At 65.6% G+C, this 20,180-nt stretch carries 20 protein-coding genes and 1 tRNA gene; 3 read left to right on the top strand and 18 right to left on the bottom strand.

All coding sequences use genetic code 11. The features are described from left to right. Positions 1-86 precede the first annotated feature (86 nt). From U1702_RS07085 to U1702_RS07095, 3 genes are all read right to left on the bottom strand, one after another. Positions 87-863, bottom strand: a complete 777-nt coding sequence (locus U1702_RS07085) for an enoyl-CoA hydratase (RefSeq protein WP_332723319.1) — start codon at positions 861-863, stop codon at positions 87-89. A gap of 107 nt (positions 864-970) precedes the next feature. After that, a complete protein-coding gene (locus tag U1702_RS07090) occupies positions 971-2,026 on the bottom strand; it encodes an enoyl-CoA hydratase/isomerase family protein (RefSeq protein ID WP_332723321.1) in 1,056 nt (351 codons plus the stop codon). Then, positions 2,023-3,168, bottom strand: coding sequence for an acyl-CoA dehydrogenase family protein (locus U1702_RS07095; protein ID WP_332723323.1), 1,146 nt, complete (start codon positions 3,166-3,168; stop codon positions 2,023-2,025). Before U1702_RS07095 ends, U1702_RS07090 begins: the two co-directional genes overlap by 4 nt. A 203-nt stretch (positions 3,169-3,371) precedes the next feature. On the opposite strand from U1702_RS07095, the gene U1702_RS07100 reads away from it, so the two are divergent. Beyond that, a complete protein-coding gene (locus tag U1702_RS07100; protein WP_332723325.1) occupies positions 3,372-4,043 on the top strand; it encodes a hypothetical protein in 672 nt (223 codons plus the stop codon). A gap of 50 nt (positions 4,044-4,093) precedes the next feature. On the opposite strand, the gene U1702_RS07105 is transcribed toward U1702_RS07100, so the two are convergent. The 3 genes from U1702_RS07105 to U1702_RS07115 form a co-directional block, all read right to left on the bottom strand. After that, positions 4,094-5,020 (bottom strand): polysaccharide deacetylase family protein, encoded by a 927-nt coding sequence (locus U1702_RS07105; protein WP_332723326.1) that lies wholly within the window; start codon positions 5,018-5,020, stop codon positions 4,094-4,096. After that, positions 5,017-5,979, bottom strand: a complete 963-nt coding sequence (locus U1702_RS07110; protein WP_332723327.1) for a polysaccharide deacetylase family protein — start codon at positions 5,977-5,979, stop codon at positions 5,017-5,019. Before U1702_RS07110 ends, U1702_RS07105 begins: the two co-directional genes overlap by 4 nt. A 73-nt stretch (positions 5,980-6,052) precedes the next feature. Then, entirely contained in the window at positions 6,053-7,552 is a 1,500-nt protein-coding gene (locus tag U1702_RS07115; RefSeq protein WP_332724627.1) for a CoA-acylating methylmalonate-semialdehyde dehydrogenase, read from the bottom strand. 103 nt (positions 7,553-7,655) lie between these two features. Between U1702_RS07115 and U1702_RS07120 the strand changes: the two genes are divergently transcribed. Continuing rightward, positions 7,656-8,534 carry a LysR family transcriptional regulator gene (locus U1702_RS07120; protein WP_332723328.1) on the top strand — a complete coding sequence of 293 codons (879 nt, stop codon included), beginning with the start codon at positions 7,656-7,658 and terminating at the stop codon, positions 8,532-8,534. Here the strand turns inward: U1702_RS07120 and U1702_RS07125 are convergent. Genes U1702_RS07125 through U1702_RS07140 form a run of 4 tightly spaced genes read right to left on the bottom strand, consistent with a single transcriptional unit; the run spans position 8,523 to position 12,299 of the window. After that, a complete protein-coding gene (locus tag U1702_RS07125) occupies positions 8,523-9,767 on the bottom strand; it encodes an adenosylmethionine--8-amino-7-oxononanoate transaminase (protein ID WP_332723329.1) in 1,245 nt (414 codons plus the stop codon). The two genes, U1702_RS07120 and U1702_RS07125, sit on opposite strands and share 12 nt — an antisense overlap. Further along, on the bottom strand, positions 9,764-10,360 hold the full coding sequence (bioD, locus tag U1702_RS07130) for a dethiobiotin synthase (protein ID WP_332723330.1): 597 nt from the start codon (positions 10,358-10,360) through the stop codon (positions 9,764-9,766). Before bioD ends, U1702_RS07125 begins: the two co-directional genes overlap by 4 nt. Further along, the gene (locus U1702_RS07135) at positions 10,357-11,466 is read right to left on the bottom strand and encodes an 8-amino-7-oxononanoate synthase (protein WP_443026807.1); all 1,110 of its coding nucleotides are present in this window, start codon (positions 11,464-11,466) and stop codon (positions 10,357-10,359) included. Before U1702_RS07135 ends, bioD begins: the two co-directional genes overlap by 4 nt. After that, the gene (locus U1702_RS07140; RefSeq protein WP_332723331.1) at positions 11,463-12,299 is read right to left on the bottom strand and encodes an HpcH/HpaI aldolase/citrate lyase family protein; all 837 of its coding nucleotides are present in this window, start codon (positions 12,297-12,299) and stop codon (positions 11,463-11,465) included. The genes U1702_RS07135 and U1702_RS07140 overlap by 4 nt, the downstream gene beginning before the upstream one ends. Before the next feature lie 102 nt (positions 12,300-12,401). Between U1702_RS07140 and U1702_RS07145 the strand changes: the two genes are divergently transcribed. Then, a tRNA-Gly gene (locus tag U1702_RS07145) sits at positions 12,402-12,475 on the top strand. 9 nt (positions 12,476-12,484) lie between these two features. Here the strand turns inward: U1702_RS07145 and U1702_RS07150 are convergent. The 8 genes from U1702_RS07150 to glmS form a co-directional block, all read right to left on the bottom strand. Then, positions 12,485-13,090, bottom strand: a complete 606-nt coding sequence (locus U1702_RS07150; protein WP_332723332.1) for an ATP-binding cassette domain-containing protein — start codon at positions 13,088-13,090, stop codon at positions 12,485-12,487. Next, positions 13,080-13,769: a molybdate ABC transporter permease subunit gene (modB, locus tag U1702_RS07155; RefSeq protein WP_332723333.1), complete on the bottom strand. Its 690-nt coding sequence runs from the start codon at positions 13,767-13,769 to the stop codon at positions 13,080-13,082. Before modB ends, U1702_RS07150 begins: the two co-directional genes overlap by 11 nt. Further along, a complete protein-coding gene (gene modA, locus U1702_RS07160) occupies positions 13,769-14,542 on the bottom strand; it encodes a molybdate ABC transporter substrate-binding protein (protein ID WP_443026808.1) in 774 nt (257 codons plus the stop codon). The genes modB and modA overlap by 1 nt, the downstream gene beginning before the upstream one ends. Next, positions 14,539-16,347 (bottom strand): hypothetical protein, encoded by a 1,809-nt coding sequence (locus U1702_RS07165; protein ID WP_332723334.1) that lies wholly within the window; start codon positions 16,345-16,347, stop codon positions 14,539-14,541. The genes modA and U1702_RS07165 overlap by 4 nt, the downstream gene beginning before the upstream one ends. Continuing rightward, positions 16,344-17,126 (bottom strand): PP2C family serine/threonine-protein phosphatase, encoded by a 783-nt coding sequence (locus U1702_RS07170; RefSeq protein ID WP_332723335.1) that lies wholly within the window; start codon positions 17,124-17,126, stop codon positions 16,344-16,346. The genes U1702_RS07165 and U1702_RS07170 overlap by 4 nt, the downstream gene beginning before the upstream one ends. Positions 17,127-17,133: 7 nt before the next feature. Further along, complete coding sequence (locus U1702_RS07175; protein WP_332723336.1) at positions 17,134-17,811, bottom strand: vWA domain-containing protein; 678 nt, start codon at positions 17,809-17,811, stop codon at positions 17,134-17,136. Positions 17,812-17,887: 76 nt separating this feature from the next. Further along, the gene (locus U1702_RS07180) at positions 17,888-18,319 is read right to left on the bottom strand and encodes a hypothetical protein (protein WP_332723337.1); all 432 of its coding nucleotides are present in this window, start codon (positions 18,317-18,319) and stop codon (positions 17,888-17,890) included. Positions 18,320-18,347: 28 nt separating this feature from the next. Further along, the gene (gene glmS / locus U1702_RS07185) at positions 18,348-20,171 is read right to left on the bottom strand and encodes a glutamine--fructose-6-phosphate transaminase (isomerizing) (protein WP_332723338.1); all 1,824 of its coding nucleotides are present in this window, start codon (positions 20,169-20,171) and stop codon (positions 18,348-18,350) included. Positions 20,172-20,180 lie beyond the last annotated feature (9 nt).

Genomic DNA, 20,180 nt, shown 5'->3' on the forward strand with positions numbered 1-20,180 from the left:
AGAAGGATACCGCAGCTTGGCAGCTTGCTGCCTAGCGGAGGTTGGATGAGGGGACGCGCTCACGATGGCGCGACCCCTCACCAAATTTACTTCCCCGTCCACTTCCCCGGCCGCTTCTCGACGAACGCGGCCATGCCTTCACTCTGGTCCTGCGTCCCGAACAGCCCGTGGAACAGTCGCCGCTCGAACTGCACGCCTTGCGTCAGCGTCGTCTCATAAGCCGCGTTGACCATTTCCTTGTTCGCCAGCACCGACAGCGGCGCCATCGCGGCGATCGACGCGGCGACCTTCAGCGCTTCCTCGATCAGATCGGCGGCGGGGATGATCCGCGATACCAGCCCGGCGCGCTCAGCCTCCTCGGCCCCCATCATTCGCCCGGTCAGGCACATTTCCATTGCCTTGGCTTTTCCAACGGCGCGCGTGAGCCGCTGCGATCCGCCCATGCCGGGCGCCACCGCCAGCTTGATCTCGGGCTGCCCAAACTTGGCAGTATCGGCGGCGAGGATGAAGTCGCACATCATCGCCAACTCGCACCCACCGCCGAGTGCGAAGCCCGCGACCGCCGCGATGATCGGCTTGCGCGTGCGGGTGAACTGATCCCAGCCAGCAAAGAAATTGCTGCCGTACATCTCTGCAAAGCCCTGCGACGACATCTCCTTGATGTCCGCCCCCGCCGCGAACGCCTTTTCGCTGCCGGTCAGCACCGCGCAGCCCTGCGACGGATCGGCGTCGAACGCAGCCATTGCCTCAAGCAACTCGGCCAGAATCTGGCTGTTCAGCGCATTCAGCGCCTGTGGCCGGTTGAGAGTCACGATGGTCACGGCGTCGCGCTTTTCGACGAGGATGGTTTCGTAGTCAGACATTTATGCTCTCCAATTCCGTCATCCCGGGCTCGACCCGGGATCCCGCTGTTCCGACCGGCCGAAGAAGCGGGACCCCGGGTCAAGCCCGGGGTGACGGTGGGTGTGGGTCAACTCGGCGTCCACGCCTGATCGTCCGGCAATGGCGCAAAAATCTGATCGATCAGGTGATCGCTGATCCCCTCTATCGTCGCCGGGTTCCAGCGCGGCGCATTGTCCTTGTCCACAATCAGCGCGCGCACGCCTTCGATAAAGTCGTGGCGCTGAACGATATGGCTCGCAACCGCGAACTCCTGCCGCATCTCGTCCTCGAACGTCGGCATGGTCGCGCCATCGAGCAGCAGTTTCAGGCTGACCTTCATCGCTTGCGGCGATTTGGTGGCGATGATGGCCCGCTGGGCGGTCGCCCAATCGCCGCCATCGGCCTCCAGCGCGGCCACGATCTCCTCCAGCGTGTCGGATGCAAGCAGGCGGTCGATATCTTCACGATGGGCGAGAAGGCGCGCTTCCGGTGGCGTTTCCGACAGATCATCCAGGACCGCCGCGACGCGTTGTGGATCAGCCGCAATCCGGGCCTTCGCCTCATCCAATACCGCCGACGGAAGGTAATGGCTCGCCAGCCCCAGCGCGACGCATTCCGACCCGTCGATCCGGTGTCCGGTCACAGCCAGATACTGACCGATCCGTCCCGGCAACCGCGACAGATACCAGCCGCCGCCGACATCCGGAAACAGCCCGATCCCCGTCTCCGGCATGGCAAACTTCGTATTTTCGGTCGCCACGCGATACTTCGCAGGCTGGGAAATCCCGACGCCGCCACCCATCGTGATCCCGTCCATGAACGCGACGATCGGCTTGGCATAAGTGAACAGCCGGTGGTTCATGCGGTATTCCTGGCGGAAGAACTCGCGCGCCGCACTGCCGTCGCCCGCACCGCTCTCGGCGATCACGCGGATATCGCCGCCCGCGCAAAAGCCGCGACCTTCGGCATGGTCAATCATCACGACCTCGACCGCCGCATCCTCGCGCCACGCCTCAAGCGCCGTCAGCACCGCCACGCACATGCCGGTATTCAGCGCATGGATCGCTTTTGGCCGGTTCAGCCGGATGCAACCTGCCTTGCCTTCCTTGAAGATCAGGACATCGTTGTTCGGTTCGGGGCTCATTGCCGTGTCAGCTCCCGTCCGACGATCATCCGCATCACCTGATTGGTACCCTCGAGGATCGAATGCACGCGCAGGTCGCGCCAGAAGCGTTCGATCGGGTAATCCATCAGATAGCCGTAGCCGCCGTGCAGTTGCAGTGCGCGATCCACTACCGACGATCCGGTATCGGTGGCAAACCGCTTTGCCATCGCCGCGAACTTGGTCTTGTCCGGCGCATTCGCCGTCACCTTCGCCGCCGCCAGATAGAGCAGCGCCCGCGCCGCCTCCAGCTCGGTCGCCATGTCCGCCAGCGTGAATTGCGTGTTCTGGAACTCAGCGATGGCGGTGCCGAACTGCTTGCGATCCTTGGTGTACGTGATCGCCTCGTCCAGACACCGCTGCGCCCCACCCAGCGAGCATGCACCGATATTCAGCCGCCCGCCGTCCAGCCCCATCATCGCAATGCGGAACCCCTCGCCCTCGCCGCCGATCAAATTCTCCACCGGCACCCGGACATTGTCGAACGTCACCTGCCGCGTCGGTTGCGCATGCCAGCCCAGCTTGCGCTCGTTCGCGCCGAAGCTGACGCCCGCCATGTCCTTTTCGATCGCCAGGCACGAAATGCCCTTTGGCCCGTCCACCCCGGTTCGCACCATCGTGACGTACAGCTCATTCTCGCCCGCGCCGGAAATAAACTGCTTCGATCCGTTGACCACGAACACGTCGCCGTCACGTTTCGCTGTGGTCTTGAGTGCCGCCGCATCCGATCCCGATGACGGCTCGGTCAGGCAATAGCTCGCCAGCCAGTCTGCGGTCACCAACTTCGGCAGATACTTGTCCTTCACCCCCTGCGACCCGAACCGGTCGATCATCCACCCCGCCATATTGTGGATCGAGATGAACGCGCTGGTCGCGGGACAGCCATAGGCCATCGCCTCCATGATGAGCGCCGACTCCAGCCGCCCGAGGCCAATGCCGCCCGATTCCTCCGACACATAGATTGCGCCGAACCCCAGCTCGGCAGCGGCTTTCACCGTCGCGCGCGGGAAAATGTGCTTCTCGTCCCACTCCGCCGCGTGCGGGGTGATCGCGTCGGCGGTAAAGCGCTGCGCCATCTCCTGGATCGCGCGCTGGTCTTCGGTCAGGTCGAACTGGTCGGTCATTACTGGATCCCTGAAGCAATCTTCTGGTGGGCGTGGCGGCTGCGCAATGCCGATAGCGAAACGCACGACGCGACGCATCGCGCCCTATTGCGTTTTTCAAAACTTCGGCGCAGACGGATGACACCGGTATCAGTTGTCCTACAACTTCGGACGACGGGCATAAGCCCATTCAATCGAATACCGGATTTGAGGAGTGGAATCGCATGAAAGATGCCAAGCAAACCCGTGTATTCCGTCGTAAACACATCGCCACCGCCGCCGCCCTGATCGCGCTCGGCGGGACGGCGGCATACGCTTACACCACCGATGTCGATGCCGGCGGCCAGATCCAGAATATCAGCGGCGGCAAACGCTTCATCGTCAATCAGCGCACCGACAGCACCCCCGGTCGCGCTGAGCTGCGCGGCACCTCGCGCACCAGCAGCGTAACCGCCACCGGCCGCTTCAAGTTCGTCAGCGGCGGCAAATGGCTTAGCGTCATGCAGGTGCTGAACGTCGTCGCATCCGGCCAGACCTCCGGCCCGTCCGAGCCGGTCACCCAGCTCGCCACCCGGCCGAAATCGGGGACCAGCCAGCTGGAATTCTACATCGTCCAAGGCGGTCAGGTATGCAGCGGCGCGCCCGCAGTGACGCTGGGCAACAGCTACACGATCAGCGTGTCGGTCAGTTCGGGTCAAACCCCGCAATATCGAATCAACGGCGTCGTCTGCGCCAAATCCAACCCCGATGGCGACCGCGCCGGCAGGGTGTACATCAATGGCTCGCTCCAATCGGGGCGGCATTTCTATGCCAAGATGGGCGCCTACTCCACGACCAGCAACCAGACCAACCGCGGCGGTGGATCGACCGTCGAGGTAACCGAACTCAGCATCTGACCGGGCTGGCGCGGCTGCGGGCATCGCAGCCGCGCCACTTAACTGTGGAGTCACTCCACCTCCCCCAACACCCGCTGGCGGAACAGCGCATCGGCGATCCTGGTATCGTTACGCGAATACCAGCGCGGCGCGGGCAAACCTTTCTCCCAGGCCAATGCTTCGGTCAGCGACCCTTGCGCGAACGGCGTCTCGGGCATCGCATTGCGGAGCGGATCGGCATAGGCCTCATCAGCGGTGACGATCTCCCATCCCTTTGCGCGTAATGCGCTGACCAGATCGTCGACATACATCGCCGCGATATCAGTCTCGTGCAGCAGCATGACGTGCGCAGGCGAACGGCCCAGCACTTTCACCGCCAGCGCATCGTAAAACTCCGCCGCCTCCACATGGCTCTCGACATAGAAATCGCGCAGCGCCTTCATATCGATGCGCTTGCCCGCCTTCTTCGCGTTGCCCGCCAGCGTCTCGATATTCCAGTCGGACGATTCCGCCGTAACATGGCCGTTCGACAGCCCACGCGCCTTCAGTCCGGTGCGCAGCGCATCGCGCTTGACCTTGTCCTTGCCGCCTTCGTCCAGGAACGGAAAGCGGAACCACGGGCGGTATCCGGGCCGCCACTTCAGCCACGCCTCCGCCCGGTCGATATCCGCCAGATAAGCGTCGGCACTCATTCCGCTCAGCCGCTTGTGCGCAAAGCTGTGATTGGCAATGACATGCCCCGCCGCGACATAGCGTACGATATTCGCCTCGCCATCGCCGGTGCCGGGCTGGCCGATATTGCCGACCGTTACGAAGAACGCCGCCTGCTTGACCTTCGCTCGCTTCAACGCCTTGACCAGCATCTTCGCCCGCGCGTCCGGGTCCATGAATTCACCCGCATGACGCGGCGTATCGTCGAACGTCAGCGCGATTCGCTTCTGCGCGACGGCGGGTGCCAGCGTCATCAGCAGCCCGCACAGCGCGGCAATCCACCTCATTGCGTCGTTGCCTTCATCACCCGCGCCTCGAACAGCCGGTCGGCGACCGCGCCATCGGTGCGGTCATACCAGCGCGTCCCCTCGATGCCCTTTTCCCACGCCAGCATCTGCACCCGCGTGCCATTGGCGAACGCTACCTGCGGCTGACGGTCGGCGATGGGGTCGTCGAACGCCTCGTCCGCCGTCACGATCGTCCACCCAGCCTTGCGCAGTCCGGCCACCATGTCAGGCAGGAACAACGCCGCCAGATCGGTTTCGTGAAGCAACAGCACTTGTGCCACCCGTCGCCCGGTCGCGCGCCGCGCCAGCTGGTCGGCGAATTCCGCCGCGCCGACATGGCTCTCGACATACAGGTCGCGCAGCGCCGCCATATCCATCACGCGACCCGAACGCTTGGCCGCAATCGTCAGCCGCTCCATGTTCCAGTCATAGCCGTCGGCAGTGACATAGCCGTTGGAAAGGCCCCGCGCCTCCAATCCTGCCCGCACCGCCCCCGCCTTGGCGACATCATAGCCGCCCTCGTCCAGGAACGGATAACGGAACCACGGGCGATAGGTCGGCCGCGTGCGCAACCAGGCTTGCGACTTGTCGATGTCCGCGAGGTAGAAATCCGCGCTCACCCGCGACAGACCGGGATGGCTGCAAGTGTGATCGGCCATCACATGCCCTGCCGTTTCATAAGCGCGGACCAGCGCGCCGTCGCGCTCGCTATGCATCCGGCACGGGTTTATGAAAAACGCCGCCTGCTTGACGCCAGCCGCCTCCAGCGCAGCGATCAGGCGCGGACCGCGTTCCTCCAGCGTCAGGAACGCCCCCGCCCCGCGCGGGGTATCGTCGAACGTGATGGCGATGCGCTTTTCCACGCGCTCAGGCTCCGATGCCGTCAACGCGAGCGGTGCCGCCCGCGCGATGAACGCGAGCGCGGCAACCGCCATCAGCACCCGGAACAGGATCAACAAGCCGCTTCCCCCACAGTCGCGCGGACGTGGTTAGCACGGTGTTAAGCGATTCTGGAATGCGGCGACGCACGCCCTATCCCATCGTGGGAATGACGAACGCGTTCCCGCCATCCACCGACCCGTCCGGCCAGCGTTGTGTGATGGTCTTGACCTTGGTGAAGAACTTCACCCCCTCCATGCCGTGCTGGTTGGTGTCGCCGAACGCTGAGCGCTTCCACCCGCCGAACGAGTGGTAGGCGACCGGCACCGGGATCGGCACGTTGATGCCGACCATCCCGACATTGACGCGCGCCGCGAACTCGCGCGCGGCATGGCCGTTGCGGGTGAAGATCGCGACGCCATTGCCGTACTGGTGATCGCTGGCGAGCTTCAGTGCATCCTCGAACCCGTCGGCCCGCACCATCTGCAGCACCGGGCCGAAGATTTCCTCCTGATAGGACTGCATCTGCGGCGTCACGCGATCGAACAACGTCGGACCGACGAAAAAGCCGTTCTCATGCCCCTGAAGCGTAAAGCCGCGCCCGTCGACGACCAGCTCCGCGCCCTCATCGACGCCCATCTGGATGTAGCTTTCGATCTTCGCCTTGTGCGCAGCGGTGACGACCGGCCCGTAATGCGCCTCGGCATCGGTCGAGACACCGATCCGCAGCGCGTCGATCGCAGGCAGCAGCTTCTCGCGCAAAGCGATCGCGGTCTTTTCCCCGACCGGGACGACCACCGGGAGCGCCATACAGCGCTCGCCCGCCGACCCGAACGCCGCGCCCGCCAGATCGTTGACCACCTGATCCAGATCGGCGTCGGGCATCACGATACCGTGGTTCTTGGCACCGCCCATCGCCTGCACGCGCTTTCCGGCATCGACGCCGCGTCGATAGACATAATGCGCGATGTCGGACGACCCGACGAAGCTCACCGCCTTGATCTCGGGATGGTCGAGGATCGCATCGACCATTTCCTTGTCGCCATGGACGACCTGCAGCACGCCCTCGGGCAACCCGGCCTCCAGCATCAGTTCGGCCAGCCGCACCGGGACGCTTGGGTCACGCTCGGACGGCTTCAGGATGAAGGCATTGCCGCAAGCAATGGCGACACCGAACATCCACATCGGGATCATCGCCGGGAAGTTGAACGGGGTGATGCCCGCCACCACGCCCAAAGGCTGGCGCATCGAATAGACGTCGATCCCCGGCCCGGCACCTTGGGTGTACTCCCCCTTCAGCACATGAGGGATGCCACAGGCAAACTCGATCACCTCAAGCCCGCGCTGAATATCGCCCTTCGAATCCGCGATCACCTTGCCATGTTCCGAGGACAGCAGATGCGCCAGCTCGTCCATGTTCGCCTCGATCAGCGTCTTGAACCGGAACATCACGCGCGCGCGCCGCTGCGGGTTGGTTGCCGCCCAGCCGATTTGCGCTGCGACCGCCTTGGCCATCGCCGCATCCAAATCGGCAGCAGTGCCCAAGCGCACCCGCGCCTGCACAGCACCGGTGTTCGGGTCGAAGATGTCGGACGTACGCGTGCCGACGCCCGTTGCGGAAGAACCGCCGATCAGATGCGAAATCTCGCGCAGCGCGGTGGTGGCCATGAAACCTCTCCTTTTTTTCCTGATGCACCTCCACGTATCGCCACGGCAACCCATCGACATGCAGCCATAAGCTGCATATTTGCAGGTAATGGACTGGAGCGACCTCCCCATTTTCCTCGCCATCGCGCGCACCGGGCAGTTGGTGAAGGCCGCCCAATCGCTTGAAATCGATGCCACCACCGCCGGACGCCGCCTGCGCCGCCTCGAACAATCACTCGGCGAGCGCTTGTTCGAGCAAGGCCCGGACGGCCAGTCGTTGACGCCCGCCGGCGAACGCCTGCTGACCCACGCTCGTGCGATGGAGCGCACGGCTGCCGCGATCGGTCGCGGCGATCCCGACGGCCCGGTGCGCGGCACGATTCGCGTCAGCGTGTCCGAAGGCTTCGGCACCTGGTTCGTCAGCCGTCATCTGGGCTCATTGGCCGACGCGCATCCGGGCATGTCGATCGACCTCGTTGCCAATAGCGGCTTCCTCAATCCCACGCGACGCGAGACCGATGTCGCGGTCCTGCTCGCCCGCCCCCGACGTGGCCCGCTGCTCACCCGCAAGCTCGCCGACTATAGCTTGCGCCTCTATGCATCGCGCGATTATCTCGCCGCTGCGGCACCGCTGACGATCACCGACCATCTCAAAAACCACCGCCTGATCGGCTATGTCCCCGACATCCTCTACGCCCCCGAACTGCGCTATCTCGACGAAATCCCCGGCGCGCACGAACCACAACTGCGTTCCTCCAGCATCAATGCCCAGTATCGCATGACGGTGGCGGGCGCAGGCGTCGCGGTCCTCCCCTGCTTCATCGGCGATGCCGACCCCACGCTCGAACGGGTGCTGCCGGACGTTCATATCAAACGCAGCTTCTGGCTCGTTACCCACGAGGAAACCCGGCATTTCGGCCAGGTCGCAGCGTTCGTCGACTGGCTCACCAGCCTCGCCACCCGCCACCGCTCAGATCTACAGGGCTAACGCCTCGCCGATGACCGCATAGACGCGAGCGAGATCGTCGTCGGAAATGCAATAAGGCGGCATAATGTAAACCGTGTTGCCCAGCGGTCGCAGCAATACGTCCCGCTCGCGGAAAAAGGTCATCAGCTTCGGCCCCAGCGCGGACAGATACGCCCCCTCGGGTGCCTCGAACTCCATAGCGACAATCGTCCCTAACTGACGGAGGTTATTGACCTTATCCCGCAACGCTGAGGAATGCGCCGTCTGGCGCAACGCCAGATCTTCCACCCGCTCCAGCACCGGCTCGTCGCGCCAGATGCCCAAATTCGCCACCGCCGCCGCGCATGCGATGGGGTTCGCCGTGTAACTCGACGAATGAAAGAACATCTTTGCCCGATCGTCCGACCGGTGGCTCTCGAAAATCTCGGGCGTCGCCATCGTCACCGCCAACGGCAGCGACCCGCCAGTCAGCCCTTTCGACAGACAGAGCAAGTCCGGCACGATCTTGGCCCATTCGCATGCCAGCAACGCGCCGGTGCGGCCCCATCCGGTCATCACCTCGTCCGCGATGAACAGCACGCCATGCGCCGCGCACATTTCCCGCATCGCGCGGAGCACGCCGGGCAGATAGATGCGCATGCCCCCCGCCCCCAGGATCATCGGCTCGACGATCAGCGCGGCGGGTGCCGGGCGCGCCGTGCAGGCCCGCTCCAGCGCATCCACCGTCAGGAATTCCCGGCCGGGTTCGGGGAACGGGATAACGTCCACGTCGAACAACAGCGGGGCATAGCTGTTGTTGAACACCCCGCGCGCGCCGATCGACATGCCGCCGATCGTGTCGCCGTGATAGCTGCCCTCAATTACCACGATGCGGCTGCGATCCTCACCGCGATTGGCGAAATGACCGAGCGCCATCTTCAGCGCGACTTCCACGCTCGTCGAGCCACTATCGGAATAGAACACGTGGTTCAGCGGGCGCGGCATCATCGCCACCAGTTCGCGCGCCAGCGTCTCGGCGGGTTCGTGCGTCCAGCCCGCAAAGATCAACTGGTCGAGCTTCTCGCTCTGCGCCCGGATCGCCGCCATGATCCGTGGATGACAATGCCCGTGCGTCGTCACCCACCAGGACGAAATCGCGTCGATCACCCGCCGTCCGTCCGCCGTATAGAGCGCCGCCCCCTCGGCATGCGTTACCAGCGGCACCGGCTCGTTCAGCCCATGCTGCGTAAAGGGATGCCAGATGGGCGAGGTCATAGTCCCTCCACCTCAAGCGTCGCGGCGGCGGCCCGCAATGTCTCCGGCGTCAGGGGATCGAGTTGCGGCAGCCGTCCCAGCGATCGCACGCTACCCATCGCACAGATCGTCGCCTGACTGTCCGCCACTTCGTCGCCGCAAAACAGGATGCCCGCGATGGTGACACGCCTTGCCCGCAACGCCTCGATCGTCATCAAGCTATGGTTGATCGTCCCCAAGCCGGTGCGCGCCACGATCACCACCGGCAGCCCCCAACGTGCGAACAAATCGGCGAATAGCATGTCGCGGGTTAGTGGCACCAGTGCGCCCCCCGCCCCCTCGATCACCACCCGACCAGCAGGCGGGTTAAGGCGATCGGGGTCGATCGTCACGCCGTCGATCTCGGCCGCACGATGCGGCGAGCACGGCGTCGTCAACCGATACGCCTCGGGCAGCACTTCAACCCCCGCCAGCCGTGCGACCACCGCGCTGTCGGACTCGTCGTCCAGCCCCGCCTGCACCGGCTTCCAGTAAGCCGCGCCCAACCGCCACGCCAGCGCCGCCGCCGCGACCGTCTTGCCCACGCCGGTATCGGTGCCGGTGACGATGATCACGAGAGCGCCTCCGCCAATGCATCGACATCCGCCTCGGTCACGTTCAGCGTCAGTGAAATGCGCAGCCGCGCCGTGCCGAAGGGGACCGTCGGCGGGCGAATGCCGCGCACGTCAAACCCCCTCGCCTGCACCGCCGCTGCACGCGCCATCGTCTCGACATCGCCCCCGACAATCAACGGCAATATCTGCGATCCCGTCGCTGTGACGCCCAGCGGAACCAGCACGCGCTCGGCATGCGCGATCAATTTATGCAGTCGTGTCCGCCGCTCCGGTTCGTCCAGCGCGATCCGCAATGCCTCCCAAACGGCGGCAGCCATCAGCGGCGACGGCGCGGTCGAGAAGATGAACGGCCGCCCACGATTGACCAGAAAATCGATAAACACGCGCGGCCCCAGCACCAGCGCCCCCTCGCACCCCAGCGCTTTGCCGCAGGTGCGCAGCGTAATCACGTTGGGCCGCCCTTCCAGCCATCCGGCCAGCCCCAGCCCTCCTTCACCCCACACGCCCGTCGCATGCGCCTCGTCGATCAGCAGCATCGCATCGTGGCGCTCGGCGATCTCCACCAGTTCCGCCAGCGGCGCGCGGTCGCCGTCCATCGAATACAGGCTCTCCACCGCGATCCACGGCGTCCCCTTCCCGCCCCGTGCGCGCCAGTCACGGATCGCATCCTCGAATGCCTGCGCATCGTTATGCTCCGCCGCGACTGAAGCGGCGCGCGCCAGTTTCAGCCCGTCATGCATGCTCGCATGCACCAGCGCGTCATAGACAATCAGATCACCCCGTTGCGGCAGCGCCGCGAGCAACGCCGTGTTTGCCGCAAAGCCCGACGAGAAGAACAACGCCGCCTCGCTGCCAAAGGTCGCCGCCGCCATCGCTTCCAGTGCCTCGATCTGGGGATCGTTACCGCGCAGCAGCCGCGACCCGCCCGAACCCACCGCCACACCGCGCGCCAGCGCGTCCGCCACTGCCGCGCGCAGCCGGGGATCGTTCGCCAGCCCCAGATAGTCGTTCGACGCGAAATCCACGCCGGTGCGCGGCGTCAGCGACCGATACCGCCCGGCAACGCGCAACCGCTCCAGATCGGCTCGATGGAAGTACCCGATCACGCCGCCCCCGCGCGCTTCAGTAACGCCTGCGCCTGTTTCAGATGCGGCGCATCGATCATCCTGCCGTCCAGCTGCAATGCACCCGCGCCCGGATTCGCCGCAAACGCCGTCACGACGGCGCGGGCGTGGGCCACCGCCGCCTCGCTCGGCGTAAAGGCCGCGTTGATGACCGCCACCTGCGCCGGATGAATTGCCATCATCCCCGTAAACCCGTCACGCATTGCCCGCGCGCAATAGGCCTCCAGTCCCTCAAGATCGCGGAAATCGGGATAGACCGTTTCGATCGCCGCCACCCCCGCCGCATGCGCGCCGAACAGGGTGAGTGCGCGGATCACCTCATAGGGCGGTGTATAACCGCCATCCGCCTCCCGCGACGACACCGCGCCGATCGCGGCGGGCAGATCCTCCGCCCCCCAGGTGATTCCAGCCAGTCGCGGCGAACAACCGGCATAGCTGCCTAGCCCGAATATCGCCGCCGGCGTCTCGGTCGCTATCGGCAGGATTTGTGCGCTGACCCCGTCCAGCATCGCATCCAGCCCCGCGACATCCGCGCCCGACGCGGATTTGGGCAGCACGATGCCGTCCGCCCCCGTAGCCGCCGCCAGATCGTCCCCCGTCATTCCCGAATCGAGCGGATTGATGCGAACCCAGCGGCCGACACCGGGATGCGGTCGAGCCAGAAATGCGGCGATTGCCGCCCGCGCCTCGTCCTTCTTCGCCGGAACGACCGAATCCTCGAGATCCAAGATCAGCGCATCCGCACCGCATGCCAGCGCCTTGTCCATCCGATCGGGCCGGTCGCCGGGTACGAACAACAATGAGCGCAGCTTCATTTGGCAATCCCTCCGTGACAACGCCCATGCAGCTTGAACGGCCGCAAGTTCAAGAAGGGACTTGAACCGCGCACGATCCACGTCATATGGCGGCGACGGAATGCGGGTGTAGCTCAATGGCAGAGCAGGAGCTTCCCAAGCTCACGACGAGGGTTCGATTCCCTTCACCCGCTCCAACGCCCCATCTAAATCTCGATGATCCGATCCCCCAGCCGCTCGGCCTCCCCGCTGTCGTGTGTGACCAGCAGGATCGGGAGCGCGGCGTCGTCGCGCAAATGCTCGATCACGCCCATGATCTCCTCGCGCCGCGGGCGATCGAGCGACGATAGCGGCTCGTCGAGCAACAGGAAGCGCGGCTTGGCGAGCAGTGCGCGACCGATGGCTACCCGTCGCGCTTCCCCACCCGACAAGCTGCGCGGCCAGCGGTCGAGCAGATGATCGATGCCCAACACATGCGTCAGCCGCGCGAACGCCGTGACATCGCCGTCGCTTCCATAGGCAAGGTTGGCACGGACCCGCAGATGCGGAAACAAGCGCGAATTCTGAAAGACATAGCCCGCACCGCGCCGTTCGGGTGGTAGGTTCACGCCGGTGGCGGCATCGAACAGCGTCTCGTCCGCAACCCGCACATGTCCGGCATCGGGCAGCAACAGTCCCGCCACCATGTTGAGGACGCTGGTCTTGCCCGCCCCGGATGGGCCGAACAACACGGTAATCCGGTCGCCGCTCTCGATCCGGCAGGCGATATCGGTGTCGCCCAGCCGCTTCTCGACTGCGATGTCAAAGGACATGGAGCCCCCGTCCCGCCCGCCGCACGAGCAGTTCGGACGCGATCAACGCAGCGAGCGACAGCGCGACCGCGATCAGCGACAGCCACAGCACCTGTCGCTCTCCGTCGGGCATCTGCAACGCGGCATAGATTGCCAGCGGCAGCGTCTGCGTCTCGCCCGGCACGTTGGAAACGAAGGTGATCGTCGCGCCGAATTCGCCCAGCGCGCGCGCGAACCCCAGCACGGCGGCGGCAAGAATGCCGGGCAGGCTGAGCGGCAGCGTGATCGTCCAGAACACGCGGCGTCGATCGGCACCCAGCGTTCGCGCCGCGCTTTCCAGCCGCCGGTCGACCGCCTCGATCGACAGCCGCATTGCGCGCACCATCAGCGGCAGCGCCATCACGCCCGCCGCAATCGCGGCCCCGGTCCAGCTGAACATAACGCTCACCCCGAACCAGCGATCGAGCCATCCGCCAACCGGCCCTGCGGGTGCGAAAGCGAGCAGCAACAGCCAGCCGGTGACGACCGGCGGCACGACCAGCGGCAAATGCACGACCGCGTCCAGAACGACCTTGCCCGGGAACCGTCCGCGCGCGAGCAGATAGGCGAGCGCAAAGGCCAGCGGCAACGTCGCGGCGGTGGCGACAAGGCCGACCCGCAGCGACAGCCCTACCACCGCCCATAGCCCCGCCTCCGGCATCAGCGGCGGGAAAAGCCGTGGCGCGTGAAGATCGCGCGGCCTGCGCGTGAAAGCAGGAACCGGCGAAACGGCTCGGCATCGGGATGGCTGGATGCCTTCAGGCGCGCGAGCGGGTAGACGATCGGTGGATGGCTCGACGCCGGAAACACGCCCGCGACGCGCACCCGCCGCGATGCGCGCGCGTCGGTGGCATAGACGATGCCGGTAGGAGCCGCGCCACGCTCGACCAGCGCCAGCGCGGCGCGGACATTCTCCGCCCGCACCAGCAGCGGCGACGCGGCGCGCCACAGCTTCAGTTGTTCGAGCGCCGCCTGCGCATAGCGTCCCGCCGGGACCGACGCAGGATCGGCGACCGCGATCCGTCCGCGCAGCATCGCCGCAAGCGGGCGCGGCGCGACGGGCAACCCGGCCCGCACGACCAGCACCAGCCGGTTCCCCAAAAACGCGGTGCGCGTACCACTGACGATCAGGCCGCTTCTCTCCAGCACGTCCATCCATTTCTCATCGGCAGAGATAAACAAATCCGCCCGCGCCCCCGCCGCCGCCTGACGCGCCAGTGACGATGACGATGCGAACGAAAGCACCGGCCGGGCATGGCCCCGGCGCGCCCATACATCAGCGGCAACGGTCATCGATTCCTGCAAACTCGCCGCCGCTAGGATCAGCGGACCGTCCCGGCGCTGCGCCTGCGCACTCCCGATCGATACGCCCGGCAGCAGCAAAAGCGCCAGAATCAGCCCCAGAATCAGCCGACGCCACGGTAAAATGATCACGCGCCTTCCAGCGCGGCGATGTCCGCCATCCGCCCGCTGTAACTTTGCGACAGGCAGCTGTCCGGCTTTACCGCCAGCACGCATCGTCCGCGCGCGTCGAGCCAGCGTTGCTGCCCGTCGGCCAGCAAGCGGCGGGTGTCGCCGGTGCTGTGCGTCAGCAACAGCTGGTAACGCTCGCTGACGGTTTCATGCGCTGCGGCGAGTTCGGGACGTTCGCACAGCCTTCGTTCGATCCAGCCATTGCGGTGCTCGCACGCGAATCGGGCATCGGCGTCCCGATCCGCGAGGCTCGCGGCGCGCGCGGACAACTCCGGAACACGACCTCGCTGCCCGCCCGGCCATGACAGGTCCTGCGGCCCCTTTATCGTCGGCGGGGTCGGTTCAACGGTCGCGCGGGGTGTCGATGCGATCGACAAGGCCGATGGTGGCGCTCCCGTGGTCCGCTGTGCGCCGACAAAACGCACCGGCACAGCCTCGGGCTCGCTTTCCATCGCGGCGACGCGGTTCTGATCCATTTCTTCGCCCGACAAAGACGATTGCCAAGGCGAAGCGGCCGCCACCGCGAGCAGGCCGCACAAGATTGCGACAGGCGCGGCCGCTTTCCAGAAACGCGGATTGCCGCCCCGTTTCCGACGGATCGGGCTTGCGGTCAGCGCGGTGCTTACGGGCGAGCGACTGCCACGCCGGGGCGGCGCGATGTGCGGCACGGTGGCGGTGGGGGCGGCCGGAGCCCCGAGCGGCACGCCGCGCGGCCGTCGGTCTGCCTTCTTCGCCCTGGCAATTGCCGCCGACAGCAACCGCGCCTCATGCGCGCAAAAGCCGCATCCGGTGCCGAAATGGGCATGCTCCAGTGGCTTTGCCTCGCACGGCACCAGCATACCGACCAGCGCATCGAGATGATCGCGCCACATCGCCGCATTCGGCCGGTCGGCGGGGTTCAGGAACGCGCGATCGAACAGTTTGCGCGTCGAGCGGCGGAAGGTCTTGTGAATGCTTGCCGCCCCCGGCGACGCCCCGGCCACCGGGTGCAGCGCATAGGAATAAAGGCCCTCCAGAATCCGGCCCTGCAAATCGGTGGCCTGCCCCGCCCCCTTGGCCGCCCCGGCAAAAGGGTGGAGGCCGTTGTTCAGCAGCTGAAAGATGATGACGGCCAGACCGAACAGATCTTGCTCCTCACCCAGCTCGGCGGGCTTTTTCTGCCAGCTTTCGGGCGCGATATATTCGTCGCTGACCTGTTCCGCCGCGATCCGCTTGCGCTTGCCCGCGATGCTGAAGCCATCGGCATCCACCACCGCCATCCAGCTCACCGCCGGATAGAAGCGCAGGTTCGCGGGCTTCATGTCGATCATATGATGTCCGGCGCGGTGCAGTTCGGCAAACACCGACGCCAGGTTGCGCGCGACCAGCACGCGATAGCCGTAATAGTCCGAAATCCCCTCGGCCCGACGGCTCGATTTCTGGAGCAGATTGACCAGACTCGTAGAGCGCGAAAAGTCGATTTCCGGCATCAGGAAACCGGCGAAATCGCCCTTCGCATCGTACAGCTTCGCCTCGGGCCAGGCGACTTGCGGATAGTCCATCCCTTCATGCTCGGCGTGCGGCAGTTGCGGCGGTCGCGCGAGCATCGCGTCGATCTTGGCCTCGTCGGTCTTGCGGGTCTTGTCGTCGTGATACAGTTTGGCGGCGCTGCCCGGACGCCCCGGCAGCGCATAGACCTTGCCCGCTGCGCCCTCGCCCAGCAGCCGTCCCAGCTCCAGCCGTTCGGCACCCCGATCGCGCCCGGTATAGACCCATGCCTTGCTCATGGCGCCACCGCGCTGGCCCAGACCAGCGTCTTGTCGTCGCTCGTCCGCTCCCGCATCGTCGGGCTGTCCAGCGTGGCATGCAGCGCGCGCTCCCCCTCTTCCCGGCTGGCACCGGTGAGGAACCGCGCGATCGGATCGAAGAACGGCATATGCGGCTCGCTGCGCGCACCCTGTTTCGACAGCGCCAGATCGGTCACGCCATCGGTCATCACGAACACAGTTTCAAAGCCGGGTTCGATCCGGCGAAAGCGCAAGCGGCTGCGCCAGCCGGGTTCGGTGTAGAAATAGGTCGTGTCGGCATATTCGCCGTTCGCGGGCGGCGACAATTGCCAGCGCGAATCCGCCGCGACCGCAAGCGCCGCGCCGTCGCCGATATGAAAGGAAATGCCGCCGCGTCCGGGCAGCAGCGCGACCCCCACCAACGTCGCGTGAAAATCGCCGATCGCCGCACCGCGCTCCGTTGCCAGCGCAGTCAGGTTTGCTCGCGCATCGACCACGGCATCGCGCACGCCGCGGCACGCGCCGGCCAGCATCGCACGTGAACAGTTGCGCGCAAATCCCCAGTCCAGCGCAACCTGCAAGCGTGCGGCGACCCGATCGCAGATCAGCGCCGCACCCTCCGCACCAAACGCCGCCGATCCGGCACCATCGGACACCACCGCGATCAGCGCGCCGCTATCGGTGACCTTTACGACATGGCTGTCCTGGCACGGCTCACCCGCTTCGGCGTGCCGGGGACCGGCCACCGACGTCGCGGCAAAGCGCCAGGATGCCGTCATCGCGCCGTCAGCTCCGGCCGGGGATCACGGCCCAGTCGGACGGTGCCGCCATCTGGATCGCATCCGACGGGCCAGCTTGCGATCCGGCCCGCGCGCTGCGGCTGAGCCACAGGAAGAACTCGCGGAACGCCAGTCCTTTCAACATCAGCGGCTGACGCGGTGAGAATTTGGCGAGCTTGCCGACATTCGCCTCACCCACGCCGACGCAAAAAATGCTGACATGCCCGGCCTCTTCCGCCGCCTTGCACTCCTTCGCCGCCGTTTCCCAGTCGAGGTCGGTCGGCTCGCCATCGGTCAGCACGAACATCCATGGCCGGTTGTACGGGATGCCGTTGTCGCGGTAGCGTTCTTTCTCGATCTCGATCTCTTCCAGCGCGCGCCGCACGCCCGCGCCCAGCGGCGTCGTCCCGTTTGCCTCGATCTCCGGCGCCTCGAACTCTATCGCATCGACCCAGTCGCTGACCACCTCGACATCGTTGGGCGCGCCGATCCGCAGCACAAGTATGCGCACCCTCTGCCGCGCGACATCGTCGGCCTTCAGATCGGCCTCCAGCAGACGCAGCCCCTCGTTCAGCGCGTCGATCGCGCCGCCCTCGGCCATCGAGGTCGACCCGTCGAGCACGACGACACAGGGCAGTCGCTGGCTGGTATTTTCGGCGAGTGCGACGTCGGGAATCAAGTTCACAAGAGTCTCCGCTTGGCGTCGTGAGGGGATATGCCGCGATCGGCGCAGGGGCAAGCCGCATGCGCGCATTGCGCGTTCAGGTATCGCGGCCCCAGTTGACCGTGACCTTCGTCTTTTTCCCCGCGGTCTCGGTCAGCACCATGAAATTGCGCTTCGTGCCGTCCTTGGCCGAATACATCGGTGCGGGGGCGTCGGCGACCAGCGCATCCTGCAGCTCGAACGCCTTCGCCTGCTCGCGGTACCAGGCGGTGACATCCGCCGCCTTGTCCGCGGTCAGATAAACTATGGTCCCGCTTTCACGTCGCGGCGATGGCCCCTTGCCCGATGCGCAGTCCTGAAGCACCGCATCCGGCCGCAGCACCACGAAATCGGGCCGCGCGTCGCATTTCAGATGTGCCGGATCGACCGCAACGGCTTCGTTCGCAACCACCGGCGTTTCGGCCGGCGCAGGTGCCTTGTCCCCGCACCCCGCCAGCATCGCCACAGACCCCATCAACAACCACCGCATCCCATTCCCCCCGGAAATTTGCGCCAGCCTATTCGACCGTGACCGATTTGGCGAGGTTGCGCGGCTGATCCACATCGGTGCCTTTGGCCACGGCAACATGATAGGCCAGCAACTGCACCGGCACCGCATAGACGATCGGCGTAATCAGCGGGTGGACCCGCGGCATCTCGATCGTCGCCAAGCAATTTTCGCCCGCCGCTGCGATCCCTTCCGCGTCGGAGATCAGCACCACCTTGCCGCCGCGCGCCTGCACTTCCTGCATGTTGCTGACGGTTTTCTCGAACAGCGGGCCGGACGGCGCGATCACGATCACCGGCACATTCTCGTCGATCAAGGCGATGGGGCCATGCTTCATCTCGCCCGCCGCATAACCTTCGGCATGGATATAGCTGATTTCCTTGAGCTTCAGCGCCCCTTCCAGCGCCAGCGGATAATCGGTGCCACGCCCCAGATACAGCACGTCACGCGCCCCCGCGACCGCCCCCGCCATCGCCTCGATCGCCTCGTCGCGGCTCAGCGCGTCGTTCAGCGCCGCCGGTGCCTCCGCCAGATGCTTGACGATTTCCTTTTCCTCGTCCGACGTCATCCGCCCCTTGGCCTTGGCGAGATTGGCGGCGAGCGCGGCGAGCACGGCCAGCTGGCACGTAAACGCCTTGGTCGATGCCACACCGATTTCCGGCCCGGCATGGGTCGGCAGCAACAGATCGGCCTCGCGCGCCATCGTGCTGGTCGGCACGTTGACGACGGCGGCGATCTTTTGCCCCTCCGCCTTGGCATGGCGCAACGCGGCCAGCGTGTCCGCCGTCTCGCCCGACTGGCTGATGACGATCATCAGACCGCCATCCTCCATCACCGGCGCGCGATAGCGAAACTCCGATGCGACATCGATATCGACCGCGACCCGCGCGAACTGCTCGAACCAGTATTTGGCGACCATCCCGGCATAATAGCTGGTGCCGCACGCCACGATCGTCACGCGCCGAATCGACGACAGGTCGAAATCCGGGATCGGCAGCGTGACCTTTTCCTCCAGCCGCTGGAGATAGCCGCTCAGCGTCTGCGCCACCACGATCGGCTGCTCGTAGATTTCCTTGGCCATAAAGTGGCGATGGTTGCCCTTGTCGATGAGCTGCCCCGAAGCGCCCGAATTGACGATCGGACGGTCAACGGCATTGTTCTCGACGTCATAAACCTGCGCGCCCTCGCGCGTCAGCACGACCCAGTCGCCCTCTTCCAGATAGGAAATGCGCTGCGTCAGCGGTGCCAGTGCCAGCGCGTCGGACCCCAGATAGGTCTCCCCGTCGCCGTACCCGACCACCAAAGGCGACCCCAGTCGCGCGCCGATCAGCATGTCGGGATGCTGGCGGAACAGGATCGCCAGCGCGAACGCGCCGTGCAGCCGCGGCAGCACCGCCTTGACCGCCGCGACCGGGTCCAGCCCGGCCTCGACCTGTTCGCTCACCAAATGTGCCACGATCTCGGTGTCGGTTTCGCTTTCAAGGCGACGACCCCGCGCCAGCAACTCCTGACGCAGCGGCTTGAAATTCTCGATGATGCCATTGTGGACCAGCGCGACTTCGCCGGTGGCGTGCGGGTGCGCGTTATTGGTCGTCGGCCCGCCGTGCGTCGCCCAGCGCGTGTGCGCGATGCCGACCGTCCCCGCCAGCGGGTTCGCAGCCAGCTCCCGCCCCAGATTGACCAGCTTGCCCGACGCGCGCCGCCGCTCGATCGCGCCATCGACGATGGTCGCGATTCCCGCCGAGTCATAGCCGCGATATTCCAGCCGCTTCAGCCCGTCGAGCAAGCGATCGGCAACCTCGTCATTGCCCAATATGCCAACGATTCCACACATTTGTCGGTC

Origin of the sequence: Sphingomonas sp. LT1P40, from assembly GCF_036663835.1 — a bacterium.
Lineage (GTDB): Bacteria > Pseudomonadota > Alphaproteobacteria > Sphingomonadales > Sphingomonadaceae > Sphingomonas.

What these genes read in the sequence shown, in the direction of transcription:
- U1702_RS07085 (WP_332723319.1), bottom strand. Translation starts at nt 863, where the DNA reads ATGTCTGACTACGAAACCATCCTCGTCGAAAAGCGCGACGCCGTGACC.
- U1702_RS07090 (WP_332723321.1), bottom strand. Translation starts at nt 2,026, where the DNA reads ATGAGCCCCGAACCGAACAACGATGTCCTGATCTTCAAGGAAGGCAAG.
- U1702_RS07095 (WP_332723323.1), bottom strand. Translation starts at nt 3,168, where the DNA reads ATGACCGACCAGTTCGACCTGACCGAAGACCAGCGCGCGATCCAGGAG.
- U1702_RS07100 (WP_332723325.1), top strand. Translation starts at nt 3,372, where the DNA reads ATGAAAGATGCCAAGCAAACCCGTGTATTCCGTCGTAAACACATCGCC.
- U1702_RS07105 (WP_332723326.1), bottom strand. Translation starts at nt 5,020, where the DNA reads ATGAGGTGGATTGCCGCGCTGTGCGGGCTGCTGATGACGCTGGCACCC.
- U1702_RS07120 (WP_332723328.1), top strand. Translation starts at nt 7,656, where the DNA reads ATGGACTGGAGCGACCTCCCCATTTTCCTCGCCATCGCGCGCACCGGG.
- U1702_RS07125 (WP_332723329.1), bottom strand. Translation starts at nt 9,767, where the DNA reads ATGACCTCGCCCATCTGGCATCCCTTTACGCAGCATGGGCTGAACGAG.
- U1702_RS07140 (WP_332723331.1), bottom strand. Translation starts at nt 12,299, where the DNA reads ATGAAGCTGCGCTCATTGTTGTTCGTACCCGGCGACCGGCCCGATCGG.
- U1702_RS07150 (WP_332723332.1), bottom strand. Translation starts at nt 13,090, where the DNA reads ATGTCCTTTGACATCGCAGTCGAGAAGCGGCTGGGCGACACCGATATC.
- modB (WP_332723333.1), bottom strand. Translation starts at nt 13,769, where the DNA reads ATGCCGGAGGCGGGGCTATGGGCGGTGGTAGGGCTGTCGCTGCGGGTC.
- U1702_RS07165 (WP_332723334.1), bottom strand. Translation starts at nt 16,347, where the DNA reads ATGAGCAAGGCATGGGTCTATACCGGGCGCGATCGGGGTGCCGAACGG.
- U1702_RS07170 (WP_332723335.1), bottom strand. Translation starts at nt 17,126, where the DNA reads ATGACGGCATCCTGGCGCTTTGCCGCGACGTCGGTGGCCGGTCCCCGG.
- U1702_RS07180 (WP_332723337.1), bottom strand. Translation starts at nt 18,319, where the DNA reads ATGCGGTGGTTGTTGATGGGGTCTGTGGCGATGCTGGCGGGGTGCGGG.
- glmS (WP_332723338.1), bottom strand. Translation starts at nt 20,171, where the DNA reads ATGTGTGGAATCGTTGGCATATTGGGCAATGACGAGGTTGCCGATCGC.